At 67.1% G+C, this 19876-nt stretch carries 14 protein-coding genes and 1 pseudogene; 10 read left to right on the top strand and 5 right to left on the bottom strand.

All coding sequences use genetic code 11. From position 1 onward, the window contains the following. The first annotated feature begins 4 nt into the window (after positions 1-4). The 5 genes from MKCMC460_RS14595 (at position 5) to MKCMC460_RS14575 (ending at position 4113) form a co-directional block, all read left to right on the top strand. The gene (locus MKCMC460_RS14595; protein ID WP_236974926.1) at positions 5-1159 is read left to right on the top strand and encodes an NAD(P)/FAD-dependent oxidoreductase; all 1155 of its coding nucleotides are present in this window, start codon (positions 5-7) and stop codon (positions 1157-1159) included. Between the two features lie 78 nt (positions 1160-1237). Further along, positions 1238-1513 carry a DUF4235 domain-containing protein gene (locus MKCMC460_RS14590; RefSeq protein WP_236974928.1) on the top strand — a complete coding sequence of 92 codons (276 nt, stop codon included), beginning with the start codon at positions 1238-1240 and terminating at the stop codon, positions 1511-1513. Between the two features lie 129 nt (positions 1514-1642). Continuing rightward, complete coding sequence (locus MKCMC460_RS14585; RefSeq protein WP_236974930.1) at positions 1643-2530, top strand: DUF1295 domain-containing protein; 888 nt, start codon at positions 1643-1645, stop codon at positions 2528-2530. A 2-nt stretch (positions 2531-2532) separates the two neighbouring features. Continuing rightward, a complete protein-coding gene (locus MKCMC460_RS14580) occupies positions 2533-3657 on the top strand; it encodes an FAD-dependent oxidoreductase (RefSeq protein WP_236974932.1) in 1125 nt (374 codons plus the stop codon). Between the two features lie 12 nt (positions 3658-3669). Next, the gene (locus tag MKCMC460_RS14575) at positions 3670-4113 is read left to right on the top strand and encodes a nuclear transport factor 2 family protein (RefSeq protein ID WP_236974940.1); all 444 of its coding nucleotides are present in this window, start codon (positions 3670-3672) and stop codon (positions 4111-4113) included. Here MKCMC460_RS14575 and MKCMC460_RS14570 read toward each other — a convergent pair. The 3 genes from MKCMC460_RS14570 to MKCMC460_RS14560 form a co-directional block, all read right to left on the bottom strand. Next, a complete protein-coding gene (locus MKCMC460_RS14570; protein WP_236974942.1) occupies positions 4110-5405 on the bottom strand; it encodes an acyltransferase family protein in 1296 nt (431 codons plus the stop codon). The two genes, MKCMC460_RS14575 and MKCMC460_RS14570, sit on opposite strands and share 4 nt — an antisense overlap. 43 nt (positions 5406-5448) lie before the next feature. After that, positions 5449-7815 (bottom strand): Tex family protein, encoded by a 2367-nt coding sequence (locus tag MKCMC460_RS14565; RefSeq protein WP_236974944.1) that lies wholly within the window; start codon positions 7813-7815, stop codon positions 5449-5451. 78 nt (positions 7816-7893) lie between these two features. Then, the gene (locus tag MKCMC460_RS14560) at positions 7894-8382 is read right to left on the bottom strand and encodes an SRPBCC family protein (RefSeq protein ID WP_236974946.1); all 489 of its coding nucleotides are present in this window, start codon (positions 8380-8382) and stop codon (positions 7894-7896) included. 362 nt (positions 8383-8744) lie between these two features. Here MKCMC460_RS14560 and MKCMC460_RS14555 point away from each other — a divergent pair, with 362 nt between their 5' ends. From MKCMC460_RS14555 to MKCMC460_RS14540, 4 genes are all read left to right on the top strand, one after another. Continuing rightward, a complete protein-coding gene (locus MKCMC460_RS14555) occupies positions 8745-10217 on the top strand; it encodes a PPE family protein (RefSeq protein WP_238304451.1) in 1473 nt (490 codons plus the stop codon). Positions 10218-11712: 1495 nt separating this feature from the next. Continuing rightward, a complete protein-coding gene (locus MKCMC460_RS14550) occupies positions 11713-12789 on the top strand; it encodes an Imm61 family immunity protein (protein WP_236974950.1) in 1077 nt (358 codons plus the stop codon). A 3-nt stretch (positions 12790-12792) separates the two neighbouring features. Then, the gene (locus MKCMC460_RS14545) at positions 12793-14304 is read left to right on the top strand and encodes a hypothetical protein (protein WP_238304450.1); all 1512 of its coding nucleotides are present in this window, start codon (positions 12793-12795) and stop codon (positions 14302-14304) included. Continuing rightward, positions 14301-14957 (top strand): hypothetical protein, encoded by a 657-nt coding sequence (locus tag MKCMC460_RS14540; protein ID WP_236974954.1) that lies wholly within the window; start codon positions 14301-14303, stop codon positions 14955-14957. The genes MKCMC460_RS14545 and MKCMC460_RS14540 overlap by 4 nt, the downstream gene beginning before the upstream one ends. Positions 14958-15008: 51 nt before the next feature. Here MKCMC460_RS14540 and MKCMC460_RS14535 read toward each other — a convergent pair. Both MKCMC460_RS14535 and MKCMC460_RS14530 read right to left on the bottom strand, forming a co-directional pair. After that, a pseudogene (locus MKCMC460_RS14535) lies at positions 15009-15555 on the bottom strand (transposase); the annotation flags it as partial. 462 nt (positions 15556-16017) lie between these two features. Then, complete coding sequence (locus MKCMC460_RS14530; protein ID WP_238305936.1) at positions 16018-18195, bottom strand: glutamine synthetase III; 2178 nt, start codon at positions 18193-18195, stop codon at positions 16018-16020. A gap of 304 nt (positions 18196-18499) precedes the next feature. Here MKCMC460_RS14530 and MKCMC460_RS14525 point away from each other — a divergent pair, with 304 nt between their 5' ends. Further along, positions 18500-19828: a wax ester/triacylglycerol synthase family O-acyltransferase gene (locus tag MKCMC460_RS14525; protein ID WP_238305935.1), complete on the top strand. Its 1329-nt coding sequence runs from the start codon at positions 18500-18502 to the stop codon at positions 19826-19828. Positions 19829-19876 lie beyond the last annotated feature (48 nt).

Below are 19876 nucleotides of genomic sequence, written 5' to 3'. Positions count from 1 at the left end.
GAAGGTGACCGAACCCGGACTCGTCGTCGTCGGCAGTGGCCCAGCGGCGGTCGCCGCGGCCGCTTCCTTCCGCGAACACGACCCTGATTCGCGGGTGCAGATTTTTACCGCCGACGGGGACGTGCCCTACCAGCGGCCGCCGCTGAGCAAGGAATACCTGCGCGGCGAGACCGACGATGTGGCGCTGCATCCCGCGCAGTGGTTCGACGATCGCACGATCGAGTTGAACCTCGACTCCCCTGTCGAACGACTCGACCTGGCCGAGCGGGCAGTGTATGTCGGGGATCGCCGGCACCCTTTCGACACCCTGGTGTTGGCATGCGGCGCTGCGCCGCAACCGCCGCCGATCCCCGGCGGCCATCGGGCTCTGCTGTTGCGTTCCCTGGCCGATGCGACCACGTTGCGCAGCGCTGCACGTTCCGCTGCCTCCGCGGTGGTGATCGGTTCGGGTTTCATCGGCTGTGAGGCTGCGGCATCGCTGGCACAGCGCGACGTCGCGGTGACTTTGGTTGCGCCAGAACCACTTCCGCAGGAACAGCGGCTGGGCGCCGAGGCCGCCGCCCGATTGCGGGATCTGGTCACCGAGATGGGTGTCCGCCACGCCGGCGGGGTCGGCGTCACCGAGATCACCGCGGCCGGTGTGCGACTGGACAACGGGGTTACCATCGACTGCGATCTGGTCCTGGCCGCTACCGGCGTCACACCGCAGAGTGCGCTGGCCGCCGACGCCGGCCTGCGCGTCGACGACTCGCGCATCGTGGTGGGCTCCGACATGGCCACCTCAGTGCGCGGCATCTACGCCGCGGGTGACGTCGCGCTGGCGCGGCACGCCGTCGCCGGCCGGCACCTGGCCGTCGAGCACTGGCAGGACGCGACCGACCAGGGCGCCATCGCGGGAGCAGCGGCCGCCGGGCGGCAGCCGAAATGGGATGGGATTCCGGGGTTTTGGACCACCATCGGCGACGCCACCCTGAAGTATCACGCGTGGGGCGACGGGTTCGAGAGTAGCCGGCTGATCGACCATCCGGATGGGTTCACCGTCTGGTACGAAACCGACGGCGCGACCGTGGGCGTGCTCACCTACAACCGCGACGACGACTATGACCTCGGCGAACGGTTGATCGCCGAATCGCGACCCGCGCCCGTTCGCACCGGGTGACCCGGGCGGATTCGACCCCGGGGTAGCGGGGTATCAGCAAACGTAGTCGGCCAAACCACGATATCGGAGGACCTCGCAATGAGCGCCAAGTCCAAAGCTCTGTACATGCCGCTGTCGATTGCGACCAGCGTCGCGGGCGGTCTGTTGGCCGGCGCGGTTTTCGGCCAGGTGTGGAAGCGGTTCAGCGACGACGACCAGGCCCCGCCGGACCCCAAGGACCTCAGCAACTCCACCCGTGCCGCGCTGATCGGCGCCGGCCTGCAGGGGTTGATCTTCGGCGTGGTCAAGGCCGCGGTGGACCGGGCCGGTGCGCGTGGCTACCAGGCCGTCACGCACGAATCACCGGTGCCCTGACACCCGCCGGCAGACTAATAGAACGTGTTACAGTTCTGCCAACCGGAGCAACCGGAGACCGCGTGTGCAAGGAGGCCCGGATGAACTCCGCTCTACGAAAAGCGCAGTGGCGCAGTTGAATCAGGCGCAATGACCGAGAGCAAGGCGCGATCACTTGCGATCGTCACCGTCGCCTACCTGATTGCCCTGGCGGTGGCGGCGGCGTGGCTGATCTGGGGACCGAGCACCGGCCGGCTGTGGCTGGACACCTTCGTCGCCGACGTGCTGGCCACGCTGGTCGTATTCACCTTCAGCAGGGCCTACCGCAATTCCAGCTTCTACGACGCCTACTGGAGCGTCATACCGCCATTGCTGACTTTCTACTGGTGGAGCCAGGCTGGTCCCGGCGTGGACCAGTTGCGCTGCTGGCTGGTCGCGGTTCTGGTCACGGTGTGGGCGGTGCGCTTGACCGGCAACTGGGTCTACGCGTTTCCCGGGCTGCACCACGAGGACTGGCGTTACCCGATGTTTCGGGAACGCGCCGGCAGGTGGGAGTTCGTCGTCGATCTGGTCGCGATCCACCTCATCCCGACCGTGCAGGTCTTCGTCGCGACGCTGCCGGTCTACGTCTGTGTGACCCATCCGGGCGCGGGCATCACCTGGCTTGCCGTCGCCGCCTTCGTGGTAGGGCTGGCGGCGGTGACCATCGAGTTGGTCGCCGACGTCCAGATGCACCGCTTCGTCGCCAACCGCCGCCCGGGTGAGGCGATGGACTCCGGCCTGTGGAGTTGGTCGCGGCATCCGAATTACTTCGGGGAGTTCGGGTTCTGGTTCGCCCTCGCGCTGTTCGGGGTGGCGGCCTCGCCGGCCGACGCCTGGTGGCTGTTCGCCGGGGCGCTGGCCATTCTGGCCATGTTCCTCGGCGCCAGCATCCCGATGATGGAGACGCGCAGCCTGCAACGCCGCCCCGACTACCAGCAGATCATCGACCGGGTACCTCGCTTCGTGCCGTGCCCGCCACGGCGGCTGCCCTCGTGACCGTGAGCCGCAAGCGCGTCGTCGTCGCGGGACTCGGTGACGTGGGTCTGTTGACCGCGATTCGGCTGGCCCCGCACGCGGATGTCGTCGGCATCTCGGTGAAACCCGGGTTGGTCAGCGGTCAGGAACTCGGCGTCCGCCTCGCCCGACCCGACGACTGGGCCCGCGACTACTGGATTCCGTTCGACCGGTTCCGTCGCCTGGACGGGGTGCGAACGGTGCAGGCCGAGCTGACTGGCCTCGATCTGGCCGGCCGCGTCGTGCTGGCCCGGGAGCGCGAGGGCGCCACGATCACCGAACCCTATGACGCCCTGGTGATTTCGACCGGAGTCAGCAACGGGTTCTGGCGCCACACCGCGCTGCAGTCGCCCGGCGAGATCGGCGCCCGGCTCTACGCCGACCACGAACGACTCGGTGCCGCGAAATCGGTGATCGTCGTCGGCGGTGGAGCGGCGGCGGTGAGCAGCGCCGTCAACCTGGCCACCGCCTGGCCGGGCAAACAGATCGACCTGTACTTCCCCGGTGAGCGCCCGCTGGGCGAATATCACCCGCGCATCTGGCGGCGTGTCCGTGCCCGAATGGATCAGCTGGGGATCGGCCTGCACCCCGGGCATCGGGCCGTGGTCGCCGACAGCTTCACCGGCGAGGAGATCACCAGCGACCCGGTTCGGTGGAGCACCGGGCAGAGCCCGGCCGTCGCCGAAGCCGTGCTCTGGGCGATCGGGCGGGTGCGACCCAACACCGACTGGCTGCCGCCCGAACTCCTCGACGAACACGGGTACGTCCGCGTCACGCCTGAATTGCGGGTGCCCGGCCATCGCGACGTGTTCGCCGTGGGCGACGTCGCCGCCACCGACCCGTTGCGCAGCTCCGCTCGTAATCGCGGAGATGCTTTGGTGGCGAGCAACATTCGCGCTACATTCGCCGGTCGCCGGCTGCGCGCCTTTCGCGCTCCGACCCGCCGCTGGGGTTCGTTGGTCGGTGTCCAGCCCGACGGGCTGGAGGTCTTCTTCCCCACCGGCCACGCGTTACGCTTCCCGCCCTGGGCGGTCCACCGCGTGGTGATGCCGTGGGTGGTCCGCTGGGGGATGTACCGAGGGGTACGCGAAAACCACCCCTTCGGCTGAGGAGGGTCTGCCATGGAGATGTGGGAACTCGTTGCGCGCGAACAGATTCGGGACACGCTGGCGCGGTACAACTGGTCGGGTGACGCGGGCCGCGTCGCGGCGCTCGCGCAGACCTTCCGCGCCGACGGCGTCCTCGAGATCCGCGGCATGGAAGCCCTGCACGGACGGGACGCGATCGAGGCGTTTCTGGGCAACGTCGCCGGCAGCGTGGCCGATGCCGGCACGGCGAACGTCAAGCCGATCGTCCGGCACATCCTGACCAACGTGATGTTCACGGAGTTGGCTGCTCACCGCGCCCGGGTGTCGTCGTACTTCACCGTGGTCACCCACGTCGGCCTCGACCACGTCGGGCGCTACCGCGACATCCTGGTGCCCGACGGCGACGCCTGGTTGATTGAGCATCGCACGGTGTCGACCGATTGGGCCGCGCCGGACTCGGTGATGGCCCGCGGCTAACCGCCCGTCCGGGCTCCGGCACTTAGCCGGGCAGCCAGCACCGCCGCTGCGAAAAATCCGAATGCCGTCCACCCGTCGGTGCCGGCCAGACCGTTCTTGGCGAGCAGCACCAGCGCCACACCGGCGATGCAGATCAGCGCCCCGGCCAGCGCCGAACGCGCGCCGGTGGCGTGAACCGGCGCGTCCCACCAGGGCAGCCGGCGGTGTTCGAGCGGCGAGAGCAACCGGAACGTCACGGCCATGATTGCGGCGAACACCACCGCACGCAGCGCCAACAGCGCCCAGAACCCCGGCGCGTGCACATCGTAGGCGTCCAGGCCGAAGGCGTTCAGAGTGAACGCGGCGACGGCGATGGCCGGGATGTGCCACAGGTAGAGCGTCATCGCTCCCCCGTTGCCCACCGCGACCGCACGCCAGACCCGGGGCCGAGCGGCCCAGCGCCGTACCGCCCCCGCGGCTGTCACGAACGCGCACGACACCCAGGTGCAGTGCAACGCGAGCAGCAACGTCGGCGGGGACACGTTGGACATCCGCTCGGCGCCGGTCACCACCAAGGACACCTCGTAGCTGCCGGCGACGGCGAGCGCGGTCTGCGCGCTCAGCGCGCAGACCGCCGTGCCCACCGCGGCGCCCACCCCGATCAGCCCGCGCGCATACCCGACGCCGATCGCCACCGGGATGAGCCAGACGATCAGGAAGTTCGCGACACCGGATTCCGCGGTGCCGACCGCGAATCGGATCCCGTCGACCACGGTCGCCGCGGCCAGCAGACCGAGCACGACCAGGCCGAGCGCGCGTCCCGAGCGCAGCCGGGTCAGCGCCGGCACGAAAGCCAGGGTTACCAGGTAGACGCCGAGAAACCACAGCAGCGCCACGGACTCGCGGCCCAGGTCGTCTGCCGATTCCGCGCCGAGCGCCAGGCGGGCCACCACCAGTGCGGCCGTCCACGCCGCGAGATACCAGAACACCGGTCGACACAGTCGCTGCGCACGGGTGAACAGCCACGAGCCCCACGCGGTGCCGGCGTGCCAACCGTAGGCGCCGGCAGCTCCGCCGGCCAGGAAGAACAGCGGCATGACCTGGACCACCCAGGTGACCGGGGCGATCGCCGGCAGCGCGCCGAGCAGGTTCCCGATGTGCACCCCGTCGGAGTCGATCGTGGCCAGCAGCAGCGCGCAGTGCCCGAACATGACGACGATCAGAGCGGTCAGTCGCGCGACGTCGACGGCTCGGTCGCGTTGGCGGGTGGCGGCGTCGGACAGCCCGGTGGGCATGAAAGCGGCGAGAGGCATTGGACCAGCATGCCCAAAATCGGGCGGCGCCAATTGAGTAGTCCTACCCGAAGCCGGCGTCGCGCAACGCCCGGGCCATCGAATTCGACCCGCCTCCCGGCTGCGCATCGCGGCGCCGCGGGCTGCCCGTCTGCTGCGAACCGCGGCGCTGACGCGCGGGGTCACGGTCGCCGCGAGCGGGTGGGCGATCGGCGCGCCGGTCCCGCTGCGGATCGTCGTTGAGGCGCAGGCTCAATCCGATCCGCTGGCGTTCGACGTCGACCTCCATCACCTTCACCCGGACCACCTGGCCGGAGCGGACGACCTCGTGCGGGTCGGAGACGTAGCGTTCGGCCATCGCCGATACGTGGACGAGGCCATCCTGGTGGACTCCGACGTCGACGAAAGCACCGAATGCGGCCACGTTGGTCACCACGCCTTCCAGGACCATTCCAGGCTTGAGGTCGGCGATCTTCTCGACGCCGGCCGCAAATTTCGCAGAGCTGAACGCCGGACGAGGATCACGGCCGGGTTTCTCCAGTTCGGCGATGATGTCGGTCACGGTCGGGATGCCGAAGCGGTCGTCGGCGAAATCGGCCGGGCGAAGTTTGCGCAACGCCCGCTCGTCGCCGATGATCTCGGCCAGGGCCATCCCGGAGCGGTCCAGGATGCGCCGGACAACCGGGTACGCCTCGGGGTGGACGCCGGAGGCGTCCAGTGGGTCGTCGCCGCCGCGGATGCGCAGGAAGCCCGCACATTGCTCGAAAGCCTTGGGGCCCAATCGCGGAACGGCCAGCAGTGCCCGGCGGTTGGGGAACGGACCGGTTTGGTCGCGGTGGGCCACGATGGCCTCGGCCAGGGATTCGGAGATACCGGACACGCGCGCCAGCAGCGGCACGGATGCGGTGTTCAGGTCGACGCCCACGCCGTTCACCGCGTCCTCGACCACCGCGTCCAGGCTTCGGGCCAGGATGCCGGGGGTGACGTCGTGTTGGTACTGCCCGACCCCGATCGACTTGGGCTCGATCTTCACCAGTTCGGCCAGCGGGTCCTGCAGGCGCCGCGCGATGGACACCGCGCCGCGCAGTGTCACGTCCAGTTCCGGTAGCTCGTGCGCGGCGTAGGCCGATGCCGAGTAGACCGACGCTCCCGCCTCGCTGACCATCGCCTTCACCGGGACCCTGGGCGCGCTGCCGGCGGCGCGGATATCGGCGATCAGCTCGTTCGCCAGCGCGTCGGTCTCGCGTGAAGCGGTTCCGTTGCCGACGGCGATCAATTCGACGCCGTGCCGCAGCACCAGTGCGGCCAGCGTCGCCTTGGCCGAATCCCATTGCCGCTGAGGCTGATGCGGATAGACGGCGCAGGTGTCGAGGACTTTGCCGGTGCCGTCCACCACGGCCACTTTCACACCGGTGCGGAAGCCGGGGTCCAGACCCAGGGTGGTGCGGGCGCCGGCCGGCGCGGCCAGTAGCAGGTCTTTGAGGTTTCGGGCGAACACGGCCACCGCGTCGGCTTCAGCGCGTTGGCGCAGGCGCATGCGGGCGTCGACGGACGCCGAGAACATCAGTCTGGTGCGCCATGCGAAGCTCACCGTGTCCGCCAGCCAGCGCGTGGCGGGCGCCGCCGAAGCCAGGTTCACACCCAGCGTGCGCGCGATCATCGCCTCGTATTCGTCGTCCTGGCCGCCGTCGAAGGTGAACGACAGGGCTTTCTCCTTTTCGCCGCGCAACACCGCGAGAACCCGGTGCGACGGCATCTTCTGGACCGCTTCGGCGAAGTCGAAATAGTCGCGAAACTTCTGCGCCTCAGCACTTTTCGCGGATTCCTCGGACCAGGGGGCGGTGCGCAGCGTGGCTCGTGACCAAAATGTCTCGCGGATGGCGCCGACCAGTTCGGCGTCCTCGGCCACCCGTTCTACGAGGATGTGCCGGGCACCTTCCAGCGCGGCGGCGGCGTCGGCGACGTCCGGGAACTCGCTGCCGACGAAATCCGTCGCAGCGGTTTCGGGGTTCAGGGTCGGGTCGGCCAGCAGTAGCTCGGCCAGCGGCTGCAGACCCGCTTCTCTGGCGATCTGCGCCTTCGTTCGCCGCTTGGGCTTGTACGGCAGGTAGATGTCCTCGACGCGGGCTTTGGTGTCGGCGGCCAGCAGCGCGGCCTTCAGCGAGTCGGTGAGCTTGCCCTGCTCCTCGATCGAGGCCAGCACCGCCGCCCGGCGTTCGTCGAGTTCGCGCACGTAGCGCAACCTCTCCTCGAGGGTGCGCAACTGCCCGTCGTCCAGACTGCCGGTGGCCTCTTTGCGATAACGGGCGATGAACGGGACGGTGGCGCCTTCGTCGAGCAGGCGCACGGCGGCGTCCACCTGGGCCTGTCCGATCGCCAGTTCCGCAGCGAGACGGGCATTTACAGATTTGATGGCGGCTGTCTGAGTCACGCGCTGGACCCTACCGAACCCCGCCGACAGCCCCTGTCATTCGATACGTGGCGAGCCTCACGAATTCGGCTGCCGAACCTACTGACCGCGCGGGTAACCGCGCCGGACGCTGCGGTCCAGGATCCCCAACGTCGCTCGCAACGCGAGTTCGGAGATGACCGGGAAAATCCCGGCCTCACGCCACTGTTGGTCGATGTTCGACCAGTCGTAGAACGACGTCACCACGGTGCCCGAGCCGTCCTCCGCGGGTCGCAGCCGGTAGCCGTAGACGTGGCCGATCTGGGGGCGGATCTGGCCGAGGACCGTCCACGCGATCAGCCGGTCCGGCTCGAACTCGGTGATCTCCACCGTGACGTCGTACTTGCCCAACTGCGGAAAATCGTTCAGCGACTCGCGATCCATGTGCACCACGAAGCTGTCGCCGACTGCCCGCACCGGGTCGCCGTCGGCGTCCTGCAGCATGCCCGAGGAGTCGATTGCCACGTGGCCCTGCGGATCACACAGCACGGCGAAGATCTCGGATGCCGGCGCCGCGATGGTGCGTTCGGTCTCGATACGGTCGGTCACTAGGTCCTCGCAGCCATGTGGGACGGGTCGGTGGGATCGCCCTTCACTGTACGACCGGGCCGAAGTCAGCCGATCAGCTTGGTCAGCCAGTTCGGATCCTGCAGGTTCACCCCGCCACTGCCGTTCCACACGAACGGTGTGCCGTGGTGAATCGGAACCACATCCGGTGTATCCGCAGAACTCTAGACAGCACATATGTAGTTCGTTTGAGCTGCCATGATCCGGGCTGGCAGTAAGTGAGGTTATGCAATACTAACTTTCTGCCGTGGAAACCTAGAGCGACTAAGTAAGGAGCTGGGGATGCGAGGGGCGATCCCGCATCGCAGACATACGCCGATGATTCGCACCCAGGACTGCGCCCGATGACCGCTCCGGTGTGGATGGCCGCCCCGCCCGAGGTGCACTCGACGCTACTGAGCAGCGGCGCCGGATCCGGACCTTTGCTGGCCGCCGCGGCGGCCTGGGCTGCGCTGGGCGCCGAGTACGCCGCCGTCGCCGCCGAGTTATCCGCCGCGGTCGCCGCCGTGCAGGCCGGCTCCTGGGAGGGGCCGACGGCCGCGGCGTACACGACGGCCCATGTTCCCTATCTGGCGTGGCTGACCCGCATGAGCGCGGACAGCGCCGGCGCCGCCGCGCGACACGAGGTGGCCGCAGCCGCCTACTCGGCGGCGCTCGCGGCGATGCCGACGATGGCCGAACTGACGGCCAACCATGTCCTGCACGGCGTATTGGTCGCGACGAACTTCTTCGGCATCAACACCATCCCGATCGCCGTGAACGAAGCGGACTACATCCGGATGTGGGTCCAGGCGGCCACCACGATGAGTGTCTACCAAGCGGTTTCGTCGGCCGCGCTGACCAGCGCGGCACCGGCGGAACAGTCGCCGCAGATACTGGCCGCGCAAGCGGCGCCCGCCGAACCGGCGACGACACCACCCACCGATCCCATCGAAGAGCTACTGGCCTGGTCCGAGCACTTCACCAGCATGTACCGGGCGCTCAAGGGCCTGATCCTCGACCCGTTCGGCACGGTCATCCAGCTGATCACCGACTTCGCCACCAACCCGGTAGCCGCCTTCACCACCTGGCTGCCGCTGATCTATGTGTTTCTCTACGCGGCCACCTTCGCGGTGATGGGTACGCCCATCTACAACGCGATCGCGGCACCCTTCGGGGTGATCCCGCTCGCGTTGGCGCTCTGCACCATCACGGTAGCCGCCGAGGTCCCCGCCGAACTGGTTGCCGAGGTCCCGGCGGTACCGGCCGAGCAACACATCACCCCGGTTGTGAGCATCACCCCGGCTCTGACCACCGCCGGCGTGGCGCCCGCGCCGAGCAGCCTGCCGGCCCAGGCGCCGGCGGCCACCGCCACCGCGACCGCTCCCCCGCCCTCCGGCTTCCAGGGATTCGCCTACCTGGTCGGCGGTCCAGGACCCGGTCCCACCATGGGACCGGCGCTGCGCACCAGGGCGAGCGCAAGCGCACCGGCGTCGGGGATCGCTGCCGCCAGTGCCGCATCGGCGGCTGCCAGTGCCAGAGCCAAGGCTCGCCGACGCCGCCGCGGCGATGTCAAGAACCGCGGCTACCGCGACGAGTACCTCACCCTGGATGACGCGCCGAACTGGACCCCGGAAGAGACGCCGACCGACGACGTCACCGGGTCCGACGCCGGTGCCGGGTCACTCGGATTCACCGGCACCGCAACGAAATCCAGCATCCGGGCGGCAACCGGGTTGACCACCCTGGCCGGCGACTCGTTCACCGATCGGCCGAGGTTGCCGATGATGCCCGGGACGTGGCCCCCCGACCCCGCCGACGCCGCGGAAACCCAGTAGCGCTAGCGGCCTACCGCCAGGCCGGCTGAACAACGCCCGCCGAGTCGCCGGGTGTGGGGCCGGGAATCACCAGGTCCGCGAACGCGGCCGGCCCCCACCCGGCGACGGTTCTCACAGGATGCAGAGCAACCATATATCTGGCGTTTGCTGGTGTGGGTCGGCACGGTTACGAGTGTGAAAAACTTAGCCTGACCAGCACCGATCCGGCACAGCCCGAACATGCCCAACGGGACCAACTGCGGACCAGAAGCTCCATGGTGGGATCTCCACGAAGGCGCACGAGAGCGGGCGTGTGCTTCAGTTGCGTACGTGACCATGCCGCCCACAAGGCAGGTGTTTGTGCAGCGATTCGTTGACACGAGCTACCTCTACACTGCGGCCTCTATCAGAGCGCGTTTTGTCGTCCCCGGACCAGGTGGCTTTGAGCTTGAAGACCTCCACCCAAGGAGTGGTACAGCCTTTATCGTGCACATGGGAAATGCATTTCACTTTGTCACGAACCGCCACGTACTTGACTGGAATTGCAGGCAAGCAATGGACGCCGACCTTCGACCAGGCGCACGACTTCAGTCAGTTGAGGTTCGCGGATTCACCCAGCCAGAAGATTTGAGTCAAGCTCCAATCCCATGGACCTATTCGCAAGGGGCGTCGAGTATCAGCTTGCGTCTGACCCATCGACTGATCTTGCGGTCATCAGTCCCCCGCCGAGTTCCCTTCCCACCCCGATCATTGCTGGCAGGCCCCGACTCAACTTCCTCGAATCAGACCTGCTGGCAACGAAATCCGAACTTGACTTGCTAATGCCGGGCGAGGAGGTCTTCATTGCCGGATACCCCGGCATCACGGTCGCGAGTGAACGTCCAGTCCTTGACACCGGGATTATCTCTAGCGATCCCCGGTACCCGGCGAGCTTTGGCCGAGCTGAGCTAGGAGACTCTGTACTCTGTCAGTCCTTCAGTTGGGAAGGCATGTCGGGCGCTCCGGTGTTGAGTTTCTCCGAGGTGCTTGGCAGAGGGAAGCTCATTGGTATTAACGCTGGCCATGTTAGAGATTCGACCTATAACGCAGGCGGAGTCATCTCCCACTTCGTTCGTTCGAGCGCACTGATCGAACTTCTCGAACGGGTCAACCGAGACCGAGCACTCTTGCAATAGGGCAGGCCCCCGCACCTTGGTCGTGGTTGACGCGGGGGGCCAAGGCTTGGATGCCGCGCCTAAGTACTCAGCGGCGTCAAGGCTGCGATCAGCTCACCTACTGCCGCTGCGTCGAGGCAGCCGCCGCCGATCACGGCAAGGTGTCGCGTTGCCCTCGCGATCCTGCCAGCCGCCCAGAACGACGGTGATCAAACTGTGAGACCTTTCCGCCGGTTGGAAGAGTGAAATATCATGAATAGCACCCGGATGCGGACAGTGCGGAGGGGGCCTCAGGTCAGAATCACCGAGCACAATCGCGTGCCACAACCTGTCAAGAGTCTTGTAAAAATGGGGGTCGTCGCGTGACGGATGAGCCACGCACTACAGGTATCGAATTCACGCGAGAGTTGATCGAGTGGTCCGAGTTGGCCGGCTATGCGTTGACCGCTGCGTCTGTCACCGCCGACGGGCGGGCTATTTTCTGGACCGATCCGGGGGGCGAGATCCGGTATTTTGTCGGAAGCCGCGAGGACGGGTGGCTGGTAATTAACAGTTCCGAGCGTATGGGCCTTGAACAATTCGAGGTCGCCGTACGCTCCTACGCTGCGCTCGAGCGGTATTTATACGGGACATTCGGCGTAGATGTAAGAAGTCGTCTCCGGCTGCCGCGATTAACTTTTCCGCGCAACCTGAACCCAGGGTATGACGTCCGCAACGTGGAATTCGAGAACGTCAGCCGACAGGCGCTGATTGATCCCTCGGGAGAGACCGTGGCGATTGGCTGGCTGAATTCCGGTATCACCGATCTGGCGGAACTCTCGTTGTATCTGGCTGTGTCGGTCGCTGACATCCAAACGTCCTTTCAGAGCCCGGATGGTCAGCCGTTGTTCGGTTTGTGGCAGCCCCGTCCGGTGACGAAGCCGGAACCGGCCCCGGCGCGGCACCTTCCGGAGGGTGTCACCGAGTCTGACGTGCGCGAGTTGGTGGATCTGATCGCCCGCGACGAGTACGTCAACGGCGTTAGCGAGGACGTGATCGCGCACCGGCGCTCGCGGCAGCATCCGAAGCCGACGATCCGCCGCGATGAGTCCTGGACAGGTTTTCTCTATTTCTTCTACGTCGGCCAGGGCTACCGAGAGAGCTCGGGGTTCCGCTACGGCGTGGGGCCGGCGGCACAACCCGTCAGGGTGCCATTCGGGGTGACCGACGAGACGGAAAAACAGATCAGAAGCACGCTGGCCCGTATCCGCGACGCGGCCGATCTGCCCCGCGAAGGCAGCTGGAACGCGGCGGCGATCGTCTACGACCGCGCCTCGGGCCGGGGGATGGCGCACTTCTTCTACGGCCCTGACGCCGAGAAATGGCAACTGAGCCCGGACAACGCCGATCAGATCGCCGACCAGGGCCTGGCCCTGCTGCGCCAGCTGCAGGGCCGCTGAACCATGGATGCGAGCCAGGCGATCGCAGCGGTGACCGAGCACATCCGCCGGGTAGGGCTGGACTACCCCACCGCCGGGTTGGCGGCCGATCGGTTCGAGGCGGGCTGGTCGGTGTACGCGCCGGTCGAGGTCGACGCCAGCGATCCGATAGCGTTCCTGGGCATGCCGGTGGGCCGGGCGGTCTTCGTGGTCGGCGATTGCGGCCGTATCGAGCAGGTGTCGTCCTCGACGCCCCCGCAGGCTGCACGTCGGGGTTGCGCCGAGCAGGAGCGGGTCCTGGCCCAGCGCCGCGTCGACGGCGACGATTTGATGGGTCAGCTCGCGGATGCGTTCGGCGCGGTCTCCGGGCGGCAGCCCTCGGCAGCCGGATTAACCCTCGTGGATGACTGCACACCAGCCGACGCCGCCGCAGCATCGCGCGACAAGCAGATCGATGCGCAGGCCGCCACGTTGCTGGACCCGATCGTGCAGGAGTTGGCGGTGCTGGGTCCGCCCGGCTGGCAAGCGTTCACCGCCGTATTCGCATTGACGGTGGTTGCAGGGACCGCCGCGTGCTGGTTCACCGCCGCCGAGGGCGCCACGACACCGGTAGCGGTGCCTGAACCAGTGCTCAGGCGGGTGCGGGATTATCGTCACCTCAGCGCGCAGATGTCGGCGGGCCCCTGGTGGCGGCTGATCATGACCGTCACCCACCAGGGGCAACTGCGGGCGAGCTATGACTACGGCGATCAGCCCTTGCCCGAAGATCAGCTGCAACCCGCCGAGAATTACCGCGCCGACATCCAGACCTACCCCCGACCCAGCCTGCCGGTGTGGCTGGCCGGCTATCTGGCCGGCCCCGCCGCGCAGGGACGCACCCCCGCGCAAGCCGCCGCCGCGGTGCTGGCCGACGCCGCCGCCGGGCGGGGACCGACCGAGACCGACGACATCGAGCCCCTACCCGACACCTGGACCCGCTGGGCGGTGCTGTCCGCCGTCTACGCCGGGGCACGGTCGCAATGGGGGCCGCGGATCGCCGCCGCAATGGCTTGGTATGAGTCGGATGCGCACAGCGGGTCCACGCTGTACGTGCTGCCAGGCGAGCGCGCCGTGTTGTCCGGCGGGCGATGGAACTCCCCGCTACTGGCCACCGCCTACCAGCAGCAGCAACCCCTGCCCGAGCTGTATGCCGGTGCACCCGAGTGGGTGACCGACAGCGTCCTCAACACCCGCAACCAGAACGGGTTGCTGAGTTTGTGCTACTGGTGGACAGCCGGCCGCTGGTGGCGCGCCCGCACCGACACCTTCGACGAGCTCGACGAGCCGCTGCCTGCCATCTGGACACCCGAGGAAACCGTGACCGCCATGGTCGGCGTCACCGGCCCCGAGGTCGAAGACGCTTGTCGCACACTGCTTTGGGCGGCCGGCGAGCGGTCTGCAAGTCGCGAACTCTTGCTGGCCGTCTTCGCCGGCTATGGCGACTGCGACATCGACGCCGCTTACCACCAACTGAACCTGGCCGGCCTCACCCGATGAGTGACACCGCCTGGACGATTACCGGATTCATCCTGGTCGGCCTCGGTGTGTTGGCCGTCGTCGGGTTTGCTCCGTTTTTCTTCATGACCGGCGACTCCAGCCACGGCAGGCAGTACGCGAAGCCGGAGGGGCTACTCGTCATCGCCGCGGTCATCGGCCCGCCGGTATTGATCAGTGCGATCTACATCACCGCAATAGTCTTGGCGTGCAAAGCATCCGGTCCCACGGCACACTACCCATGGATCGTCGCGCTGATCGGCGGGCCACTGTGGTTTGCCCTCGTCGGCGCGGTCGGCTACGCCAAGGGCAACCTCATGTACTGGCTGCCCCGATCCCGCAACGCTGCCCCCCACGGCTCAACATGGACCGGCGCACCCCTGACGTCCAGCGACGCCCTCGCCGTGCTCGAGCGCTGGGCCGCCCACCAAAGCCTCGGCATCACCGTCCATGACATGCAGACCGACCGATTCCCCTACGGCTGGACCATATACACGTCCGGTGCGGCCGGCAACGCGCAGACCGCCCTGGACACCGGCGCGCCGGTCTACCTGGTCGGCGACTCCGGCGCCGTCTGCAGGTACACGTCGGGAAACCTGCAGGACATTCGAAAACAGTTCAGCCGAGCCGAAATACGACGCCGAACCCGCGACTGAACCACACGGCACGGGCTTACCGCAGCTGCGGCCCGAGTTGGGTCATTTGGCTTAGTGCCTTGAGTTCGTGGGCTTGAGGGCGTCGAGTATTGCCTCGACCTCGGGGTTCAGTGCTGGCGGGTAGGTGGCGATGACGCCGTTGATGTCGATGGTGGCGTTGCGCAGGGGTTTGAGGGTACGCAGGAACCGTCGCAGTGAGAGTCCGGTTCGGGTCTGGATTTCGCGGCTCAGGGCCAGGGCGGTGAACACGATGGTCAGGTGGGCTTCGATGGCATCGCGGGTGCGAGCGAACATCGGTCGGGCGGCGAGGTCGGATTTCGACATCCGGAAGGACTGCTCGACTCGCCACAAGTCTGATAGCTGGCGATGACCTCGGTAGCGGGCATGCGGGCGGCTTCGATGTTGGTGACGTAGCCCTTGAGGCCGACGAGATGGCGTGCCCGCTGCAGCGAGGCCTCGTCGAGTTCTCCGTTGCGGGTTTTGACGAATCGTGGTGTGCGGGCGGCCTTGTCGCCGGCCACGACCGCGCGGGCCTTTGTTCCTGCAGGTTCAGCGTCTTGGTGTCGCGCACCGCGCGTTTGGTCGAGTACGCCCACACCACAGGTACAGGTGGCCAACGGCGGCGGCGAGGACATTAGCCCGCCGAAGTTCGGCAGCGAGAGGACCGTCTACGTGCCCGAGGAGTTGGTTCAGATCCTCGCAGAGCATGTTCGCCTTCACGTTCCAGGCGATGATCCAGACCGGTGGATGTTCACGGACCGACGCGGCATACCTCTGCACCAGAACTCGGCGGATTACCTGTAGAGGCAGACCCGGAGGAAAGCAAAGGTCGCTTACCGCCTGCCTATGCCTCAGGGCTGATCGCCGCCGGGTGCGACGTGGTCACCGTCCAGCGGGCCATGGGTCACGGCGCAGCCAGCCTCACCCTGAACACCTACTCGCACCTATGGCCGAAGGCAGAGGACCGGACGCGTAACGCTGCGGCCCAGATGCTCACCGAGGCACTTACTGCGGACCGGGCGCGGACCCAGGCGCAGCAAGTGCCTGATGACCTCGACTCTCACAGGATGTAGAGCATCTCCTGGTAGGTGGGCAGCGGCCACAAGTCATCGGCCACAACGCATTCCAGCGCATCGGTCGCGGCACGTACCGCGTCCATCGCCGGCAGCAATGCCTGCTGGGCGTGGGTGGCCTCTTCGAGAGCCGAATCCGCCGAATGATCCGCCAACGCCGCCTTGAGTGTCGCCAGCGCCGCGGTCAAGTCCGCGAGCGGGGCCGAAACCGCTTCCAGTGCAGCCAAACTCGGCTCCACACCGGCCGCCTTGAGGGTGGCGACATTCTGGGCGAGTTCGGTCTGGTATCGCGTGGCCGCCGGAAGCACGACCGTGGTCCCCATCTCCAGCGCCAGCTTCGCCTCGACCGCGATGGTCAACGCGTACTGCTCCAGCCGTACCTCATAACGGCTGTGCAGCTCGCGTGCGGTGAAAACGCCGTATTTCTCGAAGACCTCGACCGCTTCGGGCTTGATCAGTTCCGGGATGGCGTCCAGCGTGGTCTTCAGGTTGGGCAATCCGCGCTCGGCGGCCTCGATCTGCCAGTTCTCCGAGTAGCCGTCCCCGTTGAACACCACCGCGCCGTGTTCGGTGATGACGTCGGTCAGCAACTTCTGCACGGCTGAGTCGAAGTCCTCGCCGTCGGCTACGGCTTTCTCGAGAATCGTGGCCATGTAGTCGAACGAGTCCGCCATGATCGTGTTCAGAATGATCATCGGCACGGCAACGGTCTGCCCGGATCCCGGGGCGCGGAACTCGAATCGGTTGCCGGTGAACGCGAACGGGCTGGTGCGGTTGCGGTCGCCGGCGTCGGTCGGCAGCGGCGGCAGCGTGTCGACCCCGATGATCATGGTGCCCTTGCCCTTCGACGACGTCGCCGCACCCTTGGCGATCTGCTCGAACACGTCGGCGAGTTGTTCGCCGAGGAAGATCGAGATGATCGCCGGTGGCGCCTCGTTGGCGCCCAGCCGGTGGTCGTTGGTGGCCGAGGCAACCGAAACACGAAGCAGCCCAGCGAATTTGTGCACCGCGCGGATCACCGCGGCGCAGAACACCAGGAACTGCGCGTTCTCGTGCGGCGTGTCACCCGGCACCAGCAGTGAGCCCAGCTCGGAATTGCCCACCGAGAAGTTGACGTGCTTGCCGGACCCGTTGACACCGGCGAAGGGCTTCTCGTGGAACAGGCACTCCATCCCGTGCTTCTTCGCGATGGTCTTGAAAATCGTCATCAGCAACTGCTGATGGTCGGAGGCGATGTTGGCGCGCTCGAACATCGGCGCCACCTCGAACTGGCCGGGCGCCACCTCGTTGTGCCGGGTCTTGGCCGGAATGCCGAGCTTGAATAGCTCGCGCTCGGTGTCCATCATGAAGCCCAGCACCCGCTCGGGCACCGCACCGAAGTAGTGGTCGTCGAACTCCTGGCCTTTGGGCGGCTTGGCGCCGAACACGGTGCGTCCGGCGTTGATCAGGTCGGGCCGGGCCAGGAAGAAGTGCCGGTCGACCAGGAAGTACTCCTGCTCCGGGCCGCAGAAGGAGACGACCTTGTTGAGGTCTTTGTGGCCGAACAGCTTCAGGATCCGCTCGGCATGCACGCCCATGGCCTGCTGACTCCGCAGCAGCGGCGTCTTGTAGTCCAGCGCCTCCCCCGTCATAGAGACGAAAACCGTTGGGATGCACAGGGTGTTGCCGTTTGGGTTCTCCAGGATGTAGGCGGGGCTGGTGACGTCCCAGCCGGTGTAGCCGCGCGCCTCGAACGTGCTGCGCAGCCCACCCGAGGGGAAGCTGGACGCGTCGGGCTCACCCTGGATCAGGGTCTTGCCGGCGAACTCCGCCAGCGTCTGCCCGTCGGAGACGGGCTCGAGGAAACTGTCGTGCTTCTCGGCCGTCAGGCCGGTCATCGGGTAGAACACGTGCGCGTAGTGGGTGGCGCCTTTTTCCAGTGCCCAGTCCTTCATCGCCACCGCGACGGTGTCGGCGACGGCCGGGTCGAGCTTGGCGCCCTTCTCGATGGTCGCCACGATGGATTTGAACACCGTCTTGGGGAGCCGGGCCTGCATCTCGGCCTTGGTGAAGACGTTGGAGCCGAACACCTCTCCGGGTGTCTCGCCCGGTACGAAGCTGATCGCCGGGGGAATGAATGCCTCTACACTGTTAATCGCCTGCAGGCGGACTGCGTTGCCGCTCAATTGAGTTCCTATCGCTGGGGTCCATGGTTTTTCCACGACGGAAGATGGACCGACTCAGGCTAGGTAGGTTCGATGCCGAACTTGTTACGCACACGTCAACGCTGATGCCGCGACCGTTTCGACTGTGCGACGTCTTCCTGAGGGAGGGCAAAGCCTACGCTCGGGGGAAGCGACGGTGAGGGGCGTTCAACGTGCAGCAGCTGAGTTGGAGTGACGACATGATGTTGCGGGCCGAGGGCCCGGCGACACCATTGCAGATCCAGCTGTTGCTGATCTACGACCGTCAACGGCGCCCGGCGGAAAAGTGACCTTCAAGGGGATCCTCGAAGAGCTGGACGCCCGGCTGCACCTGGCGGAGGTTTTCCGGCGCCGGTTGACCGAGCTGCCCGGTGGTCTGCATAGGCCCTACTGGGTCGACGACCCAGACTTCGACCTGGAATACCACGTCCGCCACATCGGGCTGCCGCAGCCGGGCGACTGGCGGCAACTGTGCATCCAGGTGGCGCGACTGCATGCGCGGCAGGTCGACCTGCGCCGCCCGCCCTGGGAGATCACCGTCATCGAAGGCCTGAACGCGGTGCCGGGGGTGCCGAAAGGGTCCTTTGCGATGGCGCTGAAGCTGCACCACTGCGCGGTTGACGGCATCGCCAGCGTGCAGATGATCGCGGCGTTGCACGACCTGGCCGCCGACGGTCCGCGCCCGCCGGGGCCGGATCATCCGTGGCAACCGGCGCCACTGCCGTCGTCCTCGGAGTTGTTGGCGCGGACCGCGGCCAACGCCGTGCTGCATCCGGTGCGGGCAGGCCGGGTCGTCGCCTCGAGTGCGCCCCAACTGGTCCGCGGTCTGGCCGGTCTGCCCGCCAAACTGGTCGGCGGCGTGCTGAACAGCGTCTCCGACGGCGGGCCGGCAAAGACGCTGTTTCCGCCCAGAACCCGGTTCAACCAAACCGTCTCACCGCACCGTGTCTTCGAGGCCCGGTTCCACGACCTCGCCGACTTCAAGCGCATCAAGGCACGGGTGCCGGGCGCGACCGTCAACGACGTGGCGCTGGCCTACGTCGGCGGGGCGCTGCGCGCGTACCTGGACCAGCACGGCGAACTTCCGGACGAGTCGCTGGTCGCCGCATGTCCGATCTCGCTGCGCGACGCCACCGACGCCAGCGGCGGCGGCAACATGTTGTACGGCCGACTGCAGGCGCTGGGTACCGACATCGCCGATCCGCTGCAGCGGCTGGCCGGCATCGCCGAGTCCACCGCTGGCAGCCGGTCGGACCAAGAACACACCACCCGCACCCAGATGCTCGAGTTGGTGGCCACGCTGCCCACCGTGCTGCTGGGGGTGACCGCCAAAGCCGCCAGCGTGCTGCCCTTCTCCGGTCCGACCGTCGCCAACACCACGGTGACCAACGTGCCGGGGCCCACCGAGCCCATTTATTTCCGCGGCGCACGCCTGCTCCGCGCGGCGGGCCTGGGCCCGTTGATCGGTGGTCTGAACCTCTGCCATGTGGTCGCCAGCTACAACGGCACGTTGTGCATCAGCGCCACCGCCGACCGCGACGCCCTTCCGGACCCGGCCCGATACGCCGAATGCATGGACGGCGCTTTCGCCGAGTTACTCGCGGCCGCGAGCTGACGCGGCGGACACCACCGCGGCCGGATCGCCGGGCCCGTCTACCACCCG

Source organism: Mycobacterium sp. 20KCMC460 (assembly GCF_022179425.1).
Lineage (GTDB): Bacteria > Actinomycetota > Actinomycetes > Mycobacteriales > Mycobacteriaceae > Mycobacterium > Mycobacterium kiyosense.
Note: the sequence above shows the minus strand (reverse complement) of the source record. Positions and strands in the feature narration are given on the sequence as shown.

Excerpts from the sequence above, each read along its gene's own strand:
- MKCMC460_RS14590 (WP_236974928.1), top strand. The coding sequence starts at position 1,238 with ATGAGCGCCAAGTCCAAAGCTCTGTACATGCCGCTGTCGATTGCGACC.
- MKCMC460_RS14585 (WP_236974930.1), top strand. The coding sequence starts at position 1,643 with ATGACCGAGAGCAAGGCGCGATCACTTGCGATCGTCACCGTCGCCTAC.
- MKCMC460_RS14575 (WP_236974940.1), top strand. The coding sequence starts at position 3,670 with ATGGAGATGTGGGAACTCGTTGCGCGCGAACAGATTCGGGACACGCTG.
- MKCMC460_RS14570 (WP_236974942.1), bottom strand. The coding sequence starts at position 5,405 with ATGCCTCTCGCCGCTTTCATGCCCACCGGGCTGTCCGACGCCGCCACC.
- MKCMC460_RS14555 (WP_238304451.1), top strand. The coding sequence starts at position 8,745 with ATGACCGCTCCGGTGTGGATGGCCGCCCCGCCCGAGGTGCACTCGACG.
- MKCMC460_RS14545 (WP_238304450.1), top strand. The coding sequence starts at position 12,793 with ATGGATGCGAGCCAGGCGATCGCAGCGGTGACCGAGCACATCCGCCGG.
- MKCMC460_RS14540 (WP_236974954.1), top strand. The coding sequence starts at position 14,301 with ATGAGTGACACCGCCTGGACGATTACCGGATTCATCCTGGTCGGCCTC.